Raw genomic sequence first — 16,824 nt, 5'->3', positions numbered from 1 at the left:
ATTGTCGTTTTGTATCAGCGTCAAGAGAAGGTTTTAGAACAGAGTATGAAAGGTTTTGGGCGGTAAAAAGAAACGATAAACGAATCTTTTCTTATATAATTTTCTAGGATGTGTTCTTTCTTCTATAGAAAAGAATCTATTTTGGAAAACCACTAGACAGCTACAAATTTATATCTATTTTTCAACATTACCTAACAGGGACGAATATATGCATTAAACGATTTCGGTAGGAAAAGAGAGAAAAGGTACTTTTTTAAAATTTGTAACACATTTTAATTTTACATGAGCAAAAGAACTGAAAATAAATTTGAGGTAGAAAATCTCTATTTTAGAATAGGGAATTTGTCATATTTTTCATTAATAAATGCTTTTATATATATAGAACGAATGGTTGTTAAAAAGAAAATAGTTTCCAGTTTAAAAAAAACATAAAAATGCTTACAATCCGCACTCTAAAAGAGGCGGGTTCTTTTTCTGGAATTTTCCGTTCCTAAGTCCTTTTTCCTTTTTTGATCTACATCACTTTATAAAGAATTTGCTTTATGATAAAGTTAATAAGGTGAACAAAAGATAAAAAAATAAAATCATTAGCTTAGGAGTGTGTAAAGCTATGAAGACTATTCATTCTTACTTAGTAGAAAGATCTATTGAAACACCAAACTTTGAAGGTTTAGTGGACCGAAAACACCGTTATACATTTAAACAATACAATGAAGAAGTAAACAGACTTGCTCATTATATGAAGGAAAAAGGGGTCAAAAAAGGAGACAGAGTAGCTCTGCTTCTTGAAAATACCTTATTTTATCCTGTAGCCCTTTTTGCATCATTTAAAGTAGGAGCTATTGCTATTCCAACAAACAGTGAGTCAACAACCTTAGAAATGGAAAATGTAATTGATTCTGCCAAAGCTACACTTGTGCTTTATGATGAGAAATTTGCAAATGTGATGGCCCCTCTTATTGAAGAAAAGGGGGATGTTATTTTTAAATCTGTAATGGCTCAAGATGAAAGCTTAGAAGGATTCCAACAATTTTTAAAAAGCTATTCAACGGATGAGCCAAATGTTGTGGTGAATCCAGAAGATCCAGCCCTTTTCTTATTCACATCAGGAACAACAGGAAAACCTAAAATTTGTGAAATTATTCACAAAACGTATACAAGCTATTTTGAAAGTGGCGATGTTTCAAAATGGAAAAATACAGGTGAAGGAGCTCGTTTTCTTGCGGTTCATCCACTTTTCCATATGAGTTCTCTTATCAGCGTATTTGGAGCCGCTTTTATGGGAATGACAGTTGTTTGCTCTATGAAATCTGAGCCAAAACAAATTTGGGAAGTCATTCAAGATCAAAAAATCAATTCAATGATGGCTTTTCCATATGTTTATAATCATATGATTGAAGAGTATCATAAAGGAAATTATGATGCGTCATCTCTTAAGCAGCTTCAAACAGGAGGAACAAAGGTACCATCCTCTTTATTTGATAAATATAAAGAAATTGATGTACCGCTTCTTTCTGGCTATGGAAGTACAGAAGCATTTGTATTAACAAGATATGTACCAAGTATGGGACGAGAAAAAGCAGATTCTGCTGGTCTTCCCGTCGACGACATTGAGATTAAAATTGTGGATAAGGATACACATGAACCTCTAGAAAAAGGGCAAGTTGGAGAAATTTTAATCAGAAGCCCCTATGTTTTCGAAGGTTATTGGGGAAATGAAGAAGCAACTGAAAAAGCATTTGAAGACGGCTGGTTCCTAATGGGAGACGCTGGGATGATTGATGAAGATGGCTTCTTATATATTATGGGACGCTATAAAGATGTTATTGTATACGGAGGCGAAAACATCTATCCAGATGGAGTTGAGGAAGTATTAACATCAATTAAAGGAGTTCGAGAAGCAGCCGTTGTTGGGATGAAAGATGAAACATTTGGTGAAGTGCCAAAAGCTTTCATTGTTAAACAACCAGGTTCGCCACTTAGCGAAGAGGACGTTCTTTCTTATTGTAAAGGACGCTTGTCTGACTACAAAATTCCAGCAGTTGAGTTTGTAGAGAGCCTTCCGAAAAACCCTGTAGGGAAAGTATTGAAAAACGTACTGCGTGATCGCAAACAATATGCTTAACAAAAAAATCGAGCAGAAATGCTCGTTTTTTTGTTGACTTAAGTGATTTATAGGTGTATATTTATATATTACTGACTCTTTTTTAAGCAGTTTAATACATGTTTATTTCTCTTTTTAATAAGAGAAACGGAGCTTAAACACACTATTAAATATTCGAGGGTAAATAATCGTATGAATACGTTAAATATAACTGGAACATTATATCTAAAAAGTGAGAAGAAACAAAGCTATAAGAAATCTTTTTCTAATAGCGAGAATATGAACATCTCACATGCGACGAGTAATTTAAACCGACTAAAAAGAAACTCAAGACTTTGTTCGTAGCAGGCACGGCCTAGGAGCCGTAAGCATGAAAGAGAGGTAGGGCTTTCATTGTTTCTAGTTTTGGGAAGTTACTCTCGATCATAAGTTGAATGAAGAGAAAATTCATCGCATATAATAAAGGGTTAGTATCCACAATTTTCTTTGTGAAATCTTTCTTTAATACATTTTGATGGCTTAACTTCGCCTTTTTTGGAAAGGCTATGAAAAGGAAAAGAATCCATTTCAAGACCAAGGAGTGAGCGCATGTATAATAAAAAGGAAGTCCCTGAAATTGTGACAGCAGAAACGAAAGTTTGGAACTGTGTTTCCGAAGATTGTAACTGCTGGGTGCGAGATAATTTTAAAAGCAGTGAGACGCCGACATGCCCGCTTTGTGAAAGTGAAATGAAGTCGGGAGTAGAAATTCTTCAAGTTGTCGATAATCCAACACTTTCATAATAAAAAACCAGCCAAATTGGCTGGTTTTTTATTGTTTCAGATAAAAGAGCAACTTTCTACCAAATGTTAACGTCTATTCTAAAAATATGGTAAAAAGGTTGGTCAATTATGATATTAGTCCTCATCATAGTTTTAACAGGAGTTATTCACTTTGTAGAAACATCGTGCTACAGCATTCGATTTGGAGGAGTGAAGTTAAAGAAAATTGCCGTATCTCTTTCCATTGCAAGTGCTGTTTTACTTATCGCAAGAACATCGAATTTGTCTCAGTCTATGCTTTTAGGGAATATGGTAGATAGCGTTGATGAAGGCATGGAAGGAAGTATTGTTCTCTCCTTTCGTCTTATTTTATTGAGCGCTTCAATCGGAACACTCATTAGTATAGTTGCTTATCCAACAATGGCGAAACTTTCTCCTCTACTTATTAAGCGTTTTGAGATAGAAGGATCACTAATGAATTTAATGACGCTCACAAATATTAAAAAATTACGTTATGTTCCTTCGTACATAAGAAAGCCAAGAATAACAGTCATGCAAAAACTTCGCATTGGAGGGATTCCGAAGCGAATGATGCTCACAAACATTTTCGTAACCTCTGTTTATACAACTGGAGTTCTTTCAGCTTTGTATGCTTCAATTCTCGATCCTGCTCATAGTGCAACATCTATTATGTCAGCTGGAATTATTAACGGAGTAGCCACGATTTTATTTACGCTATTTCTTGATCCACACATAGCACTTTTGACAGAGCGTGCGCTCATTGAGGATACAGGGTCTTCTGCAATGACAAGAACATATATCTTTCTTATGATTTCACGTTTAATAGGGACGCTAATGTCTCAAATCTTCTTTCTTCCAGCAGCTGTTCTTATTACCTATATAAGTAAGCTTGTTGGCGTCTTATAATTTTGGAAGATAGCTTCTAGTTTTTACAAAAGAGCAATGGACAAGTTGCTCTTTTTGTAAAAAAACGACGGAAAAAATATTTATTTGTCAAAAAGCTATTGACAAATGAGGAAAAGATAATTTTTTTATGATTTTTAAAAGTTTCTTGGATTTACCAAGGTAGTTTCCTCATCTATCCCACGAATGACAAGTGTTAGAGCGTGTTCTGAAATCCGTTTTGTATACGTTTTCAAAACGCTAAAAGGCTTGTCTTACAGGCGTTTCAACCTTGACATAGAATATGACCATGTTACGATTAATTACGTTGTTGGCACAAAAAACAGCAGTCCATTTTAAAGGAGAGGATATTTTGATTAGTAATCAAAAAGTTGCTTTTTTAGGAGCTGGTTCAATGGCAGAAGCAATGATTTCTGGCATTGTAGAAGCAGAGTTAATTCCTGCTGAACAAATTATTGCGACAAATAAAAGCAATGAAGAGAGATTACAACAGCTGAGAAATAAATATGGAATTCGTGCAATGAAACGTGAAGAATTGGATTTTAGCTCGGTAGATTTTTTTATCTTAGCAATGAAACCAAAAGATATCGATGAGGCTCTTTCATCTATTAAAGATAAAGTAACAAAAGAGCAGGTTATCTTATCTGTATTAGCAGGTATACCAACTTCATATATGGAAGAAAATTTAAATGAAGACCAACAAGTTATTCGCGTTATGCCAAATACATCGAGCATGTTAAGAGAATCGGCAACAGCACTTTCACCAGGAAAGCACACATCGATGGATAAAGTAATATTAGCGAAAAAGCTTCTAGCTTGCATTGGTGAAGTTTACGTAATTGAAGAAGATAAAATGGACATCTTTACAGGAATTGCTGGAAGTGGTCCTGCGTACTTTTATTATTTGATGGAGCATATTGAAAAAACAGCGAAAGAAGCCGGTCTTGATGAAGAAACAGCACGTCAAATTGGTTCTCAAACAATTCTTGGTGCAGCAAAAATGATGATGGAGCAAGATGATACACCTGCTGATTTACGTAAGAAAGTAACGTCACCAAACGGAACGACAGCAGCTGGACTTGCAGCGCTTGAAAAACACGGAGGCGGAGAAGCGATTTCAGAAGCCATTAAAGGTGCGGCACAGCGTTCAGAAGAAATCAGTGCTAATTTAAATAAAAAAATAGTCACTCAGTAAACGTAAATTAAAACTATAAATTGAAACTAGCTATAAAACAGGAGTGAGATGATGTCATTAGACACCGTAAAACGGGTTGTCATAAAAATTGGAAGCAGTTCACTAACAAGTAGACATGGAGAAATAAGTAGAAGAAAATTAGAAAAATTAGTTGACCAAGTTGTGCAATTAAAAGATCAGGGACATGAAGTATTGCTTGTTTCATCTGGAGCAGTTGCGGCGGGTTATCGCAAGCTCGGATGTCTTGAACGTCCAAGTTCTTTACCTGAAAAACAAGCAGCCGCATCAATAGGGCAAGGATTATTGATGGAAGCTTATTCAGAGCTTTTTCTATCACACGGTTATGTTACGTCACAAATTTTAATTACGAGAAACGATTTCTCAGACGAAACTCGCTATAATAACGTGCGTAACACAACAAGTATCTTGCTTGAACGCGGAATTGTACCAATCGTAAACGAAAACGATACGGTAACAGTTGATCGCTTAAAATTCGGTGACAACGATACGCTATCAGCTAAAGTAGCAGGTCTTGTTAATGCAGATTTACTCATCATTCTTTCCGACATTGACGGACTTTATGACGACAATCCACATAACAACCAAGATGCTAAGCTTTTACGCACCGTTGACAAAATCACACCAGAAATTGAAGCAGCTGCTGGTGGTTCAGGTAGCAGTGTTGGAACCGGGGGTATGAAATCTAAAATTGAGGCAGTTAAGATTGCAAATGCTTCCGGTATTCCAACTTTCCTTGGTAAGGCAGGAGTTTCAAATATTTTGGACGATGCTGTCCAAAATAAAGCAAAAGGAACGTATTTTACATGTGCAGAAGGAGCGCTAAACTTAAATCATAAGGAACAATGGATTGCTTTTAATTCAGGTCCTGAAGGAGAAATTACCGTTGATGAACAAGGGAAGAAAGAGATTTTGGAAAACTCTGAAAGTTTGCTTCCTACACATGTTTATAGCGTTGAAGGTACATTTCAAAGCAAAAGCGTTGTACGCATTACTGATTTGAATGGAGAAGCGATTGGCCTTGGCATTGTAAATTACTCTTCTGAGGATTTAACGCTTTGCCGAGATCTTGAAGCTCTTGAAGCAAAAGAAGCGGCCGTAAAGTTTGAAGACTTAGTTTGTCATAAAGAAGTAATAACGCCAATTAAAATATAGCTTAGCTGTAAATATAGTTCGATTATTCTATGAAATAAAAAATTAGGAGGCATTACTTTACACATGACGTTAACAAAAGAAGTATCAAACGTAAAAGAACAAGGGAAAAAAGCAAAAAAGGCAGCAAAAACTCTTTGTTTATTAACAACAGATGAAAAGAACAGAGCATTGCTAACATTAGCTCAACATCTTGAAGAAAATTATGAAAAGATTTTAGAGGCAAATGAGCGTGACTTACAGAAAGGACGCGAGCAAAACTTTGAGGAAGCTTTTATGGATCGTTTAGCTCTTTCAAAAGAAAGAGTCCATGAATTTGCGGAGGGACTTAGAAATGTTGCCAAGCTCGACGATCCTGTTGGAGAAGAACTTTCAAGCTGGACACTTGATAATGGTCTTGGTGTTAAAACAGTTCGTGTACCGCTTGGGGTTATTGGGATGATTTATGAAGCAAGACCAAACGTAACGGTTGATGCAACAGGTCTTGCTTTAAAATCAGGAAATGCCATTATTTTAAAAGGTGGCTCATCAGCTCTTCATTCGAATGGAGCTATCGTAGATGTGATTCATGAGGCTCTAGATCAAACAAAAATCCCACGCGATGCTGTACAATTTATTTCAACCGCAAACCGAGAAGCAACGAGCGAACTTTTTACAATGAAAGATGAAATTGATGTGCTTATTCCACGTGGAGGAGCTTCACTTATTAATACTGTTGTGAACAATGCAAGCGTTCCGGTACTAGAGACAGGAGTAGGAAATTGTCATCTTTACGTTGATCGTGATGCAGAAGTTGAAAAAGCTTTAAATATTATCATTAATGCTAAAACAGATCGTCCTGCTGTATGTAACGCAGCAGAAACGCTCATCCTCCATGAAGAATGGTTGCAAAATTATCAAAAAGAACTGAAAAAAGTTCTTTCTGATGCAGGAATTACTGTTCATGGAGATGACAAAGCGCTTGCTGTTTTTAACGATGGATATAAAGCAGAAGAGAAAGACTGGAAAGAAGAATATTTAAGTTTAGATCTTGCTATTAAAGTCGTAAGTAACATTGATGAAGCAATTGAGCATATTGAAAAATACGGTACAAAACATTCGGAAGCGATTATTACTGAAAATGAAGAAGCAGCGAACAAATTTACAACACTTGTAGATGCTGCAGCTCTTTATCATAATGCTTCCACAAGATTCACAGACGGTGGAGCGCTCGGATTTGGAGCAGAAATTGGGATTTCGACGCAAAAACTACATGCGCGCGGTCCAATGGGTCTTCCAGCTCTTACAACCGTAAAATATGTGATGAACGGTACGGGGCAAATTCGTTAATATTAATAAAGGAAAACCACCCTCCAAATAGGGTGGTTTTTCTTATATTTTAAAATGCGTCACAAGTTTTTGAAGATTTGTCGCTACTTTTGAAAGAGAATGAGCAGAAGCATTAACTTCATCCATTGAAGCGAGCTGTTCCTCTGTTAGAACTGCCACACTTTGAACATGATCAGCATTTTCCTTTGCAACCTCTGTGATGGAGGAAGCCGTTGCCGTTACTTCCTGCGTATGAGAAGTCATATGTTCTGTAATAGAGGCAGAGTTTGTGATTGTTTGCTCAAGCTTTGTTGTGAAAGACGTAATTTCTTGGAATGTATCTTCTGTTTTTCTAACAAGCGTTAATCCATTTTGGACATCTTCTTTTACATGATGAATGGATTGAGCGGTAGCCACAATTTCTTTTTGAATTTCTTTAATAAAATTTGAAATTTGAGCAGCAGACTGCTGAGATTGTTCTGCTAATTTGCGAACCTCCTCAGCAACAACTGCAAAGCCTTTACCATGCTCTCCAGCTCTTGCCGCTTCAATAGAAGCATTTAAAGCAAGCAGGTTCGTTTGGCTCGCAACATCTGTAATAAAGGCAGAAATTTCTTCAATCTCTTTTGATCGTCTATTTAAAAGCTGAATAGCCTGTTTGCTTTGTAAAACCGATTCTTCAATTGTCTTCATTTGAAAGGAAGAAGACTCAATTAGATTGCGTCCCTCTGAAGCCAGTTCGTTTGTTAGTTTTCCTTTCGTTGCCATTATTTTAGAACCCTCTGCAATTTCCTCAATTCCTACTGTGACGTTTTCAAGAGCTTGTTCACTTTCCATCATGCTTGCCATTTGGTTTTCAGAAGCATGAGCAACAAGTTGAATGGATTCAGTAATTTTAACAGTTGCTTCATTTGCTTCCTGTGCTCCGTTTTTTAGCTGTTCAGAAGAGGAAGCGACTTGCTCAGACGTGCGCGAAATCTTTCTAATCATCGTATGTAAATTTTCTTTCATTTTATTAAAACTATCAGCAAGAGCTGTCAGCTCATCATGGGTTGTATCTTGTAATTCTACTGTTAAATCTCCATCTCCAGCTTTTTCAAAAGCAGCAGAAAGTTTATTCAGACGCTTTTTCATTTTATTAGTAAAAAGGTAAGTGGCAATCCCTGATAAGATTAAAATAATGAGAACAGTGCATGTGAAAAGAAGAAAAAATGATCGAGTTGTTTCTTTGATCATATCTTGATTTGCTCCAACGTAAAAAATACCAATAATATTTCCATTCTTAGCTCGAATAGGCATATATGCGGTCTGATAAGGAACGCCAACAATGTCTGCTTCCCCATAAAAACGTCTTTTGTCTTCGAAAATCGTTTTCGCTACTTTAGGATCAAGCTTCGTCCCAATCGCCCGCTTTCCGTTAATCATAACGTTAGATGTAACAGGAACCTCTTTTTCAAAAATCGTCACAGTATCTCCCGTTAGATTTCCAATTTGATCGACAATATCGTAATTTCCATTCATCCGAGTTTTCCCTTTATATAACCCATCTTTTTTTAGAGTCCATTCACCTTTATAACGACTGCTTAAATAAGAATAGCTAATTTTTAAATCCCCTTGGGCTTTTTGTGTAGCAATTTCTTTTATATCATCGGTAATAATGTGGAAAAATACGGTGCCAATCAAACTGCAAAATATAAATACAATACAAAAAACTAAAAGATTAATTTTCGTCCCCAGCTTTAACTTTAACACTGTTAAAACCCCTTTTCTCTTTTTTTCTTTTATCGTACAAAAGTATGTAATTTTAAAGAGTGTTATAGGGGGTATATTTTTAAAAAAACAAGGTTATTTATTCCTACTTTAGAGAAGTTATATATATATTTATAACCAATCTTTTCCTTGCTTGTTGCATGAAGTATTTTTAAGCGTTACAATAGATGTCAAGGCAAAATAAAAAGGAGAGATTATTTGTTATCTCTTTCAATGATTAACAAACAGTATGAAGAAGTGCTTCTTTTAAAAACAACACATGCTATCAAGTTTTTAAAACTATCACATTTGCTCACATACATGAGAAAAAAGTACTTTGTTCCACCAATCGAGAATGAGAAGTGGGAAGCGGAAAATCGAAAAGTAATCGCGCTTTACAGGAAGATTATTATAAGTCGCAACAGTTATAAATCGCAGAAGCTTATGGCTTATTCTTAAGTCATAAGCTTTTTCTATGAAAAGAGAGAAAAGTGTGTAGAATAAAGAGGAGAAAGGGAGAGAAAAGGAAAAATTGTGAAGGATTTTAAAACGTTCAAGGCTATTTGTTGACACTTGTCTTTTTATTCAATACGATATTTGAGAAGCACACTATTTCAAAGGAGTTACAGGAATGAAACCCACACAGAGTCAAAAAAATTATACTGGGATTGTTGTGACGCTGACAATCGTCATTAACGGACTTATTGCTCTTCTTTTCTTTATGCCAAAGCTTGAGCAGTTCAGTCATCTCGATGTTACCTTCTTACCATTGTTAAATGCTGTATTAAATAGTTTTACATTTATCTTTTTGCTTTCAGCTCTTATTATGATTAAGCAGCGAAACATTACGGCGCACAAACGCTTTATTTTTGCGGCCTTTACAACAACGTTTTTGTTCTTAATTTCATATGTTACGTATCACGCTATTGCTCCAAACACGCACTTCCCAGCAGAAGGATTTATCAAGTACGTCTATTTCTTTATTCTTATTACTCATATTACGCTTTCAGCTGCTATTGTCCCACTTGCTCTTATTACACTTCTACGTGGATTGAGCAGACAAGATGAGCGTCATAAAAAAATTGCAAGATGGACAATGCCACTTTGGCTTTATGTAAGTCTTACAGGGGTTATTGTATATTTAATGATTTCTCCTTATTATTAAGATGAAAACACGAAAAACAAAAGTTTTTCGTGTTTTTTTATCTTCCTTTAAGGATATGGTAAAGGAAGTAACGCATAAACTAAGAAGCAGTATTCTTTTTTTCTTTTCCAAAAAAACGTAAAATAGAAGAATACATACATAAGGAGAGTGTTGTTATGGTAGAAACAAAAAGCATTCCAGAAAGCGAGAAATGGAAAAAAGAACATATCTTTTCTTCTGAAAAAGGGTGGAAAAAGAGCTATGAAGAAGTTTCCACTCGTATTGATGATATCAAACACTATCAAGGAAATATTACAAATGCAAAAGAACTTTTAACATACTTAACAAAAGGAGAAGAAATCTCTCAAAAATATAGTAAGCTTTATGTTTATGCAATGCTTTCTCATGATGAAGATACAAGAGTTGCCGAGTCACAAGCAAGGCTTTCAAAAGTGCAGCAGCTTGGCGTAAAACTAAGCAGCGCTACGTCTTTTTTTACACCTTTTCTTCTTAGTTTAGATGAGCAAACACTTTCTACGTATATTAAGCAAGAAGAGGGACTTCAATATTTTGAAGAAGATTTATTTGATACGTATCGATATAAAGAACATGTGTTATCTGCAGAGAAAGAGGCGCTTCTCTCTGAAATGGGGGAGGCACTGCAAGCTCCTCGCAATACGTATGGGATGATTAATAATGCAGACATTACATTCGGATATATTACAAATGATAAAGGAGAGAAAGAGCGCCTAACACGTGGAAAATATGCATTATTAAGCAAAAGTTCCGATCGAGAAAAAAGAAAAGAAGCGTATGAAGCTTATTATGAACCATATATAGGTCTTCATAATACAATTGGTTCAACACTTTCAGCTGCGGTGAAAAACAACGTCAAATTGACAAAGTTAAGAAACTATCCATCTGCTTTAGAAAAAGCGCTCTTTGGCGACAAAGTACCAAAAGAAGTATATGAGACGCTCATTCAAGCAGCACATGAAGGCAAAGAAGCCTTGCATGCTTACACAAAAGAGCGGAAAAAGATTTTGAACGTAAACGACCTTCGCCCGTATGATTTAGGGGTTCCACTTGTAGAAGGAGTAAAGTACGATATCTCATATGACGAAGCATACGAAATGATGTTAAAAGCGTTAAGTCCGCTTGGAGAAGACTATGTAAGTCAATTAAAAGAAATGAAGGCTGCAGGTGTTATTGACGTTCATGAAACACCAGGGAAACGTTCTGGAGCTTACAATATTGGAGTATATGGAGTGCATCCTTACGTTCTTCTAAACCACCGCAATGACTTAGATAGTTTGTTTACATTAACGCATGAAATGGGTCATGCAATGCACAGCTATTATTCAAATAAACATCAGCCACATATAACGGCAGGATATTCTATTTTTGTAGCGGAAGTAGCTTCAACTGTGAATGAAGTCTTGCTTATGCATCACCTTATTGATCATGAAAAAGATGATAAGAAGCGACGTTATTTACTACATCATTTTATTGATCAGTTTAAAGGAACATTTTTTACTCAAGTTATGTTTGCTGAATTTGAGAAAATTGTGCACGAGAAAGCAGAAAAAGAAGAACCTCTTAATGCTTCAGCTTTTAATGAAGTATATGAAGAACTTTTTGGAAGCTACCACGGAGAAAGTTTGGAGCTTGGAGATGAAGTGAAATACGGATGGAGCCGTATTCCTCACTTTTACCGTCCATTCTATGTTTACAAGTATGCAACAGGCTACGCATCAGCCATTCATATTGCAGACCGTCTTCTTAAAGGCGATGAAGAAACGAAAAACAACTACCTAGAATTTTTAAAAAGCGGAAGCTCTGATTATCCGCTTAACTTGCTAAAAAGAACAGGCGTTGATTTAGAAGAGGGAGAGCCAATTCGCAATGCGCTAAATGTATTTAGCGGTCTTGTCAAAGAGTTCTCAAAAGAATAAAAAACAGAGGTCTGTAGACCTCTGTTTTTTTGAGCGAAGAATTAGTGATGAAGAAAAAGCGGAGGTTGTAGGGGGTAGAACATATAGCAGAAAGAAAGAGAGGAATATATTTTCCTCTCTTTCTTTCATGAGCAAAAGAGACGGTGTTTATACGTGTTTGTTATGTAAAATATGTATACGAGCTACTACCAAGTGCTTTTTTCAGATTTATAGCCGTAGCACCCACGTCGAATCCGCATAATATTTGGATCAATTTCTTGCAACTTTTTATAAAAGTAAGCAAATTGTGAAATTTTATATCCTGTTTCTTGTTCAACATGTGCCGTAATTTCTTTAGCTAAAAATACTTTTTCAGGGTTGTTCTTTAATAGTTGTGTAGCCTCGTAATAAGCCTCCATTTTTTTATGAGAGGTTCTGTTAATGGTTACGTGTGAAGGCACAAAATGGCGACCTTCAATGTAGTCTAAATCTTTTAGTCTCTTTTTTAATGCGTTTCGCTCTTCTTGAATTTCTTCCAACACATTTTGCTCATACTGGTTTAGCTTTTCAAGTTTTTTTAACAATATAGTCCTTTCGCGAGTCATGTTAAAATCCCTCCGTTTCATCATTGTAACATTTATGAGAAAAATTGTGTATAAAATAAATGTATTTTATGTACAATTTCATAACAGAGAGTTTGAAGGAGAGCTTTCGTATATAAAAAAGCAAGAACGCTCTCTTTTTATGAGAAAACGTTCTTGCTTTTATTGAGGATTATCAACAAAAAGTTAAAAAGTAAGTTGAATAATAAAGTATAAAAGAGATGGACACAATAAGCAGCCTAGTCCTGTATAAAATGTAGCAGTCATTGCTCCATAAGGAACAAGTTTTGGATCTGTTGCTGCAAGCCCTGCTGCTGTACCACTTGTTGTTCCCATAAGTCCACCAAAAATCATCGCAGAACGAGGGTTATTAAGTCCGATAAATTTAGCTGCAAATGGAGTGAAAATCATTGTGAGCATAGATTTTATAAGCCCTGCTGCAATGCTGAGTGTAATAACTTCAGAGCTTGCTCCAAGTGCTGATCCTGTTACAGGCCCAACGATATAAGTAGCTGTTCCAGCGCCAATTGTTGTAATGTCTACAGGGCTTGAATAGCCAAATGAAAGAGCAACAATGACACCAATAAAGAAGGAAAGGAAAATGCCAATAAATAAAGAAATGAACCCAATAACACCCGCGCTTTTAACTTGATTAAAATTCACACCAAAAGCTGTTGAAATAATAGCAAGATCGCGCAGCATGCCACCACCCATTATGCCAATCCCAGCAAAAATACTTATATCAGCAAGTCCTTTTTCTCCTCCTGTTACGGTTCCTCCATAATAAGCAAGAAGAAGACCAATCATAATGGCAATAGCAGAGCCGTGAAGTTTCCCACGTGTGAGCTTTGTGGATATGAAGTAAGATAAGTACATTGTAAAGCCAATGAGGGCGAAAGCTGTCACAAGGTTGTTTTCAATTAATACATTTTTAATGATTTCCATCCATAATTCAGCTCCTTATCTTAGGACATTTTTATTTGGAAGCGCTTTCTTTTTTAGGTTTATTACTTTTACTTAGGATTGGAACGGCGGCAAAACTAATCAAAACAGCGAGCACTCCTGCTAAAACAGCCAGTGGACCTCCTTTAATAGCTGCTACAACATTTTGCTGAGCTGCCATTGCTACCACAATAGGAATATAAATAGCACTCCAAAATGCGATCCCATCTTGAGAGGGCTTTTTTAACCTTCCTTTTTTTGATAGTAAGTTAACCGCAACAATTAAAATTATCATAGAAAGCCCGACTCCACCAATGTTAGAATCAATTCCGATAAGAGTTCCAATAAGCTCTCCGGCTGAAACACCAATAAGCATACTAATTGCAAGAATAGCAACACCGTAAATGACCATTTTTCTCCCCCTTGTTATCGATGTGAAAGCGCTTTTAAAAAAGTTTGGCAAAAGAAGCAACTTCTCAATTTGTGATATGACATTGTAAGAGAAAACACATAACTATAAATTAATTGAAAATTAAGTTAATTTCAAGAGGATGGAGAAAAATATTTTAATTATAGTTTAACAGAGGATGTCCTAAGAGAAGATAAAATATCTTTTATAATGGGATATTTGGAGCATGAAAGGGTTTTAAAAAGCTTTGCTTAATTATGTAACACCTTCTTTATTTATGTAAAGAAGAATGTTATCATGTTAAAAACCTGCCATAATGGGCAGATGCTTAACATTGATAATCATTCTTCAAACTATCTTCACCCATACTTATTCTATACGTTACAGCTTTAAAATGTGCGTTGTTTTTAGAATAATAGAAATTAATTTTACAAAGGAGGTTTATTTTTTTGTACATTTATTAATTTAGGGGAGTGTACTATGAAAAACAGTTATATGAATGCAGCTTTTGGAATGTATGTGAACTACTTTTTACTTGGAATGGTTAACATTATGTTAGCTTCCAATATGACTTTTCTAACGCGTCAGCTTAATACAGATGGCGCAGGAATTAGTTATATTATCTCAGCTATTGGAATAGGAAAGCTTTTATCTTACTGGATAGCAGGCGTTTTATCTGATAAATTTGGAAGAAAACCGCTTATCATTACATCAAGCTTATTAATGGCTGTCTTTTTAGTTGCGATTCCACTTTCGCCTACATATCAAATAGCTTTTATATTTGCTATTTTAGCAGGGATTGCAAATTCTGCTATGGATGCAGGGACGTATCCCGCTCTTATTGAAGTATTTCCAAAATCTCCTGGTTCAGCAAGCGTTCTTGTAAAAGCCTTTATTTCAATTGGAGCAGCTCTGCTTCCATATATGATTGCTTTTTTTGCTAATCGAGATCTTTTTTACGGATACGCATTTTTCATTCCAGCTCTCATTTATTTCGTTAATATGCTCTTTTTATTTTTTGTTCCGTTTCCAAATCATCATAAAATGGTTGTGGAAGGGAAGAGGGGTTCTAACGAAGAAGAAGTGTTTAAAGAAGAACCGAATATGTGGAAAGAGGGAGCAGCTCTTGTTGTGATTGGGTTTACATCAACCGCTCTTTTCACAGTTGCTCAAATTTGGTTGCCAACTTTTGGACAAGATGTGCTTGGAATGGAAGATACAGCTTCTGTTAAACTTCTAAGTTACTATAGCATTGGAGCTCTCATTTCAGTTCTTATTCTTGCTTTTCTTTTAAAAAATATAGTAAAACCTGTTCGTGTTTTACTAGTTTATCCACTTATCACGCTAGCAGCGGTTGTCACTCTTTTAACTGTGCATATTGTTCCTGTTGTTATCGTAGCTTCTTTCTTTTTAGGTTTTTCAACTGCTGGTGTTTTTCAGCTCACAATCACAGTAATGACGCAGTTTTTCTATAAGAACAAAGGAACTGTTACAGGTATTGTCGCAACAGCTGCAGGCTTAGCATCTATTCTTTTACCTCTTGCAACAGGCAAAATGTCACAAACTGGTCATATCTCCATTATCTTTATATTTGATGCTTGCCTTTCTGTTGTAGGTATTTGTGCTGCTGCTCTTGTAAACTATCGCTATAATAAAGTTATGCCTATCTTACCAGCTAAAAAAGAAAAGACATCTGCATAAACCTGCTTTATGCAGGTTTTTTGTGTTGTTTTCTGTGATAAGATAGAAAAAAAGAGAAGAGAGGGATATGATGGGAAAAGGATTAGAAGGGAAAAAAATTGTAATCGCAGGATCTAGAAAAACAGAAGAAATGAGCACTATTATTGAAAAACAAGGAGGGATTCCTCTTGTTCGATCTCTTCAAGGTACCGTTTTTTTAGCAGAAGAAAGTATAGAAAAGCCACTGCGTACCGTTATAGAAGAAGGAGCAGATTGGTTTCTTTTCACAACGGGTATGGGAACGGAAACGCTTGTTGGAATGGCGGAGAAATTAGGAATGAAAGAAGAGTTTTTAAATAGAGTAAAAGAGGCAAAGATTGGAACAAGAGGGTATAAAACATTTTCAGCGTTAAAAAAATTACATATTAAAGTAAATGCCGTTGATGAAGATGGCACAACTGCAGGGCTTATTCGTGCTCTAGAAGGATATAGCTTTAAGGGGGAAAAAGTAGTTGTACAGCTTCACGGCGAAAAAGCGCCTCGCCTTATCCAGTCATTGGAATCACAGGGAGCTACTGTCCTTGAACTTCTTCCATATGAACATATAGCACCAGAGAAAAGCGTTGTTGAAATGCTTTGTAGAGAGATTATAGAAGGTAAAATTGATGCAGTATGTTTTACAACAGCAATCCAAGTTCGTGCTCTCTTTGATGTTGCAAAAGAAATAGGAATGAATGATAGGTTACGAGCGTGTTTTGGCAAAGAAATAGTTGCTGGGGCAGTTGGGAAAATTACCGCTGAAGCCTGTCGAGAAGAGGGAATTCGGAATATTGTTGTACCTGAAAAAGAAAGAATGGGTGCTCTCATTATCGAACTTGGCGAACACTACAAAAAATAAAAA

Annotated in this window: 15 protein-coding genes; 11 read left to right on the top strand and 4 right to left on the bottom strand. The window is 35.9% G+C overall.

Annotated elements, in window-relative coordinates:
• Positions 1–610: 610 nt before the first annotated feature.
• From ACK3CR_RS17095 to ACK3CR_RS17070, 6 genes are all read left to right on the top strand, one after another.
• Positions 611–2,125, top strand: coding sequence for a class I adenylate-forming enzyme family protein (locus ACK3CR_RS17095; protein ID WP_243519473.1), 1,515 nt, complete (start codon positions 611–613; stop codon positions 2,123–2,125).
• Positions 2,126–2,692: 567 nt separating this feature from the next.
• Positions 2,693–2,887, top strand: a complete 195-nt coding sequence (locus ACK3CR_RS17090) for a cold-shock protein (RefSeq protein ID WP_019392658.1) — start codon at positions 2,693–2,695, stop codon at positions 2,885–2,887.
• Between the two features lie 108 nt (positions 2,888–2,995).
• The gene (locus ACK3CR_RS17085) at positions 2,996–3,793 is read left to right on the top strand and encodes a lipid II flippase family protein (RefSeq protein WP_328124608.1); all 798 of its coding nucleotides are present in this window, start codon (positions 2,996–2,998) and stop codon (positions 3,791–3,793) included.
• Between the two features lie 349 nt (positions 3,794–4,142).
• Positions 4,143–4,985, top strand: coding sequence for a pyrroline-5-carboxylate reductase (gene proC / locus ACK3CR_RS17080; protein ID WP_019392660.1), 843 nt, complete (start codon positions 4,143–4,145; stop codon positions 4,983–4,985).
• Between the two features lie 48 nt (positions 4,986–5,033).
• Positions 5,034–6,158: a glutamate 5-kinase gene (proB, locus tag ACK3CR_RS17075; protein ID WP_410915099.1), complete on the top strand. Its 1,125-nt coding sequence runs from the start codon at positions 5,034–5,036 to the stop codon at positions 6,156–6,158.
• 63 nt (positions 6,159–6,221) lie between these two features.
• Positions 6,222–7,484 (top strand): glutamate-5-semialdehyde dehydrogenase, encoded by a 1,263-nt coding sequence (locus ACK3CR_RS17070; protein ID WP_488975822.1) that lies wholly within the window; start codon positions 6,222–6,224, stop codon positions 7,482–7,484.
• Positions 7,485–7,526: 42 nt separating this feature from the next.
• Here the strand turns inward: ACK3CR_RS17070 and ACK3CR_RS17065 are convergent, their stop codons facing one another.
• A complete protein-coding gene (locus tag ACK3CR_RS17065) occupies positions 7,527–9,215 on the bottom strand; it encodes a methyl-accepting chemotaxis protein (RefSeq protein WP_488975821.1) in 1,689 nt (562 codons plus the stop codon).
• Between the two features lie 216 nt (positions 9,216–9,431).
• Between ACK3CR_RS17065 and ACK3CR_RS17060 the strand changes: the two genes are divergently transcribed.
• The 3 genes from ACK3CR_RS17060 to pepF all read left to right on the top strand — a co-directional run bounded on the left by ACK3CR_RS17060 (position 9,432) and on the right by pepF (position 12,311).
• Positions 9,432–9,671 (top strand): hypothetical protein, encoded by a 240-nt coding sequence (locus tag ACK3CR_RS17060; protein ID WP_124048790.1) that lies wholly within the window; start codon positions 9,432–9,434, stop codon positions 9,669–9,671.
• Between the two features lie 172 nt (positions 9,672–9,843).
• A complete protein-coding gene (locus ACK3CR_RS17055) occupies positions 9,844–10,377 on the top strand; it encodes a DUF420 domain-containing protein (protein WP_328124605.1) in 534 nt (177 codons plus the stop codon).
• A 155-nt stretch (positions 10,378–10,532) separates the two neighbouring features.
• Positions 10,533–12,311, top strand: coding sequence for an oligoendopeptidase F (gene pepF / locus ACK3CR_RS17050; protein ID WP_488975820.1), 1,779 nt, complete (start codon positions 10,533–10,535; stop codon positions 12,309–12,311).
• 185 nt (positions 12,312–12,496) lie between these two features.
• On the opposite strand, the gene ACK3CR_RS17045 is transcribed toward pepF, so the two are convergent.
• The 3 genes from ACK3CR_RS17045 to madL form a co-directional block, all read right to left on the bottom strand.
• Complete coding sequence (locus ACK3CR_RS17045) at positions 12,497–12,895, bottom strand: Rok-like winged helix domain-containing protein (protein WP_019392667.1); 399 nt, start codon at positions 12,893–12,895, stop codon at positions 12,497–12,499.
• A 183-nt stretch (positions 12,896–13,078) separates the two neighbouring features.
• Positions 13,079–13,837 (bottom strand): malonate transporter subunit MadM, encoded by a 759-nt coding sequence (madM, locus tag ACK3CR_RS17040; protein ID WP_243519489.1) that lies wholly within the window; start codon positions 13,835–13,837, stop codon positions 13,079–13,081.
• Between the two features lie 31 nt (positions 13,838–13,868).
• A complete protein-coding gene (gene madL, locus ACK3CR_RS17035) occupies positions 13,869–14,246 on the bottom strand; it encodes a malonate transporter subunit MadL (protein WP_243519491.1) in 378 nt (125 codons plus the stop codon).
• 477 nt (positions 14,247–14,723) lie between these two features.
• On the opposite strand from madL, the gene ACK3CR_RS17030 reads away from it, so the two are divergent.
• Complete coding sequence (locus ACK3CR_RS17030) at positions 14,724–15,944, top strand: MFS transporter (RefSeq protein ID WP_488975819.1); 1,221 nt, start codon at positions 14,724–14,726, stop codon at positions 15,942–15,944.
• A 70-nt stretch (positions 15,945–16,014) separates the two neighbouring features.
• Positions 16,015–16,821 carry a uroporphyrinogen-III synthase gene (locus ACK3CR_RS17025; RefSeq protein ID WP_488976203.1) on the top strand — a complete coding sequence of 269 codons (807 nt, stop codon included), beginning with the start codon at positions 16,015–16,017 and terminating at the stop codon, positions 16,819–16,821.
• Positions 16,822–16,824 lie beyond the last annotated feature (3 nt).

It is taken from the genome of Priestia sp. TRM10, from assembly GCF_057808375.1.
Note: the sequence above shows the minus strand (reverse complement) of the source record. Positions and strands in the feature narration are given on the sequence as shown.

What these genes read in the sequence shown, in the direction of transcription:
- ACK3CR_RS17095 (WP_243519473.1), top strand. Translation starts at nt 611, where the DNA reads ATGAAGACTATTCATTCTTACTTAGTAGAAAGATCTATTGAAACACCA.
- ACK3CR_RS17025 (WP_488976203.1), top strand. Translation starts at nt 16,015, where the DNA reads ATGGGAAAAGGATTAGAAGGGAAAAAAATTGTAATCGCAGGATCTAGA.
- ACK3CR_RS17030 (WP_488975819.1), top strand. Translation starts at nt 14,724, where the DNA reads ATGAAAAACAGTTATATGAATGCAGCTTTTGGAATGTATGTGAACTAC.
- madM (WP_243519489.1), bottom strand. Translation starts at nt 13,837, where the DNA reads ATGGAAATCATTAAAAATGTATTAATTGAAAACAACCTTGTGACAGCT.
- ACK3CR_RS17085 (WP_328124608.1), top strand. Translation starts at nt 2,996, where the DNA reads ATGATATTAGTCCTCATCATAGTTTTAACAGGAGTTATTCACTTTGTA.
- ACK3CR_RS17070 (WP_488975822.1), top strand. Translation starts at nt 6,222, where the DNA reads ATGACGTTAACAAAAGAAGTATCAAACGTAAAAGAACAAGGGAAAAAA.
- proB (WP_410915099.1), top strand. Translation starts at nt 5,034, where the DNA reads ATGATGTCATTAGACACCGTAAAACGGGTTGTCATAAAAATTGGAAGC.
- ACK3CR_RS17090 (WP_019392658.1), top strand. Translation starts at nt 2,693, where the DNA reads ATGTATAATAAAAAGGAAGTCCCTGAAATTGTGACAGCAGAAACGAAA.
- pepF (WP_488975820.1), top strand. Translation starts at nt 10,533, where the DNA reads ATGGTAGAAACAAAAAGCATTCCAGAAAGCGAGAAATGGAAAAAAGAA.
- ACK3CR_RS17045 (WP_019392667.1), bottom strand. Translation starts at nt 12,895, where the DNA reads ATGACTCGCGAAAGGACTATATTGTTAAAAAAACTTGAAAAGCTAAAC.
- ACK3CR_RS17055 (WP_328124605.1), top strand. Translation starts at nt 9,844, where the DNA reads ATGAAACCCACACAGAGTCAAAAAAATTATACTGGGATTGTTGTGACG.
- madL (WP_243519491.1), bottom strand. Translation starts at nt 14,246, where the DNA reads ATGGTCATTTACGGTGTTGCTATTCTTGCAATTAGTATGCTTATTGGT.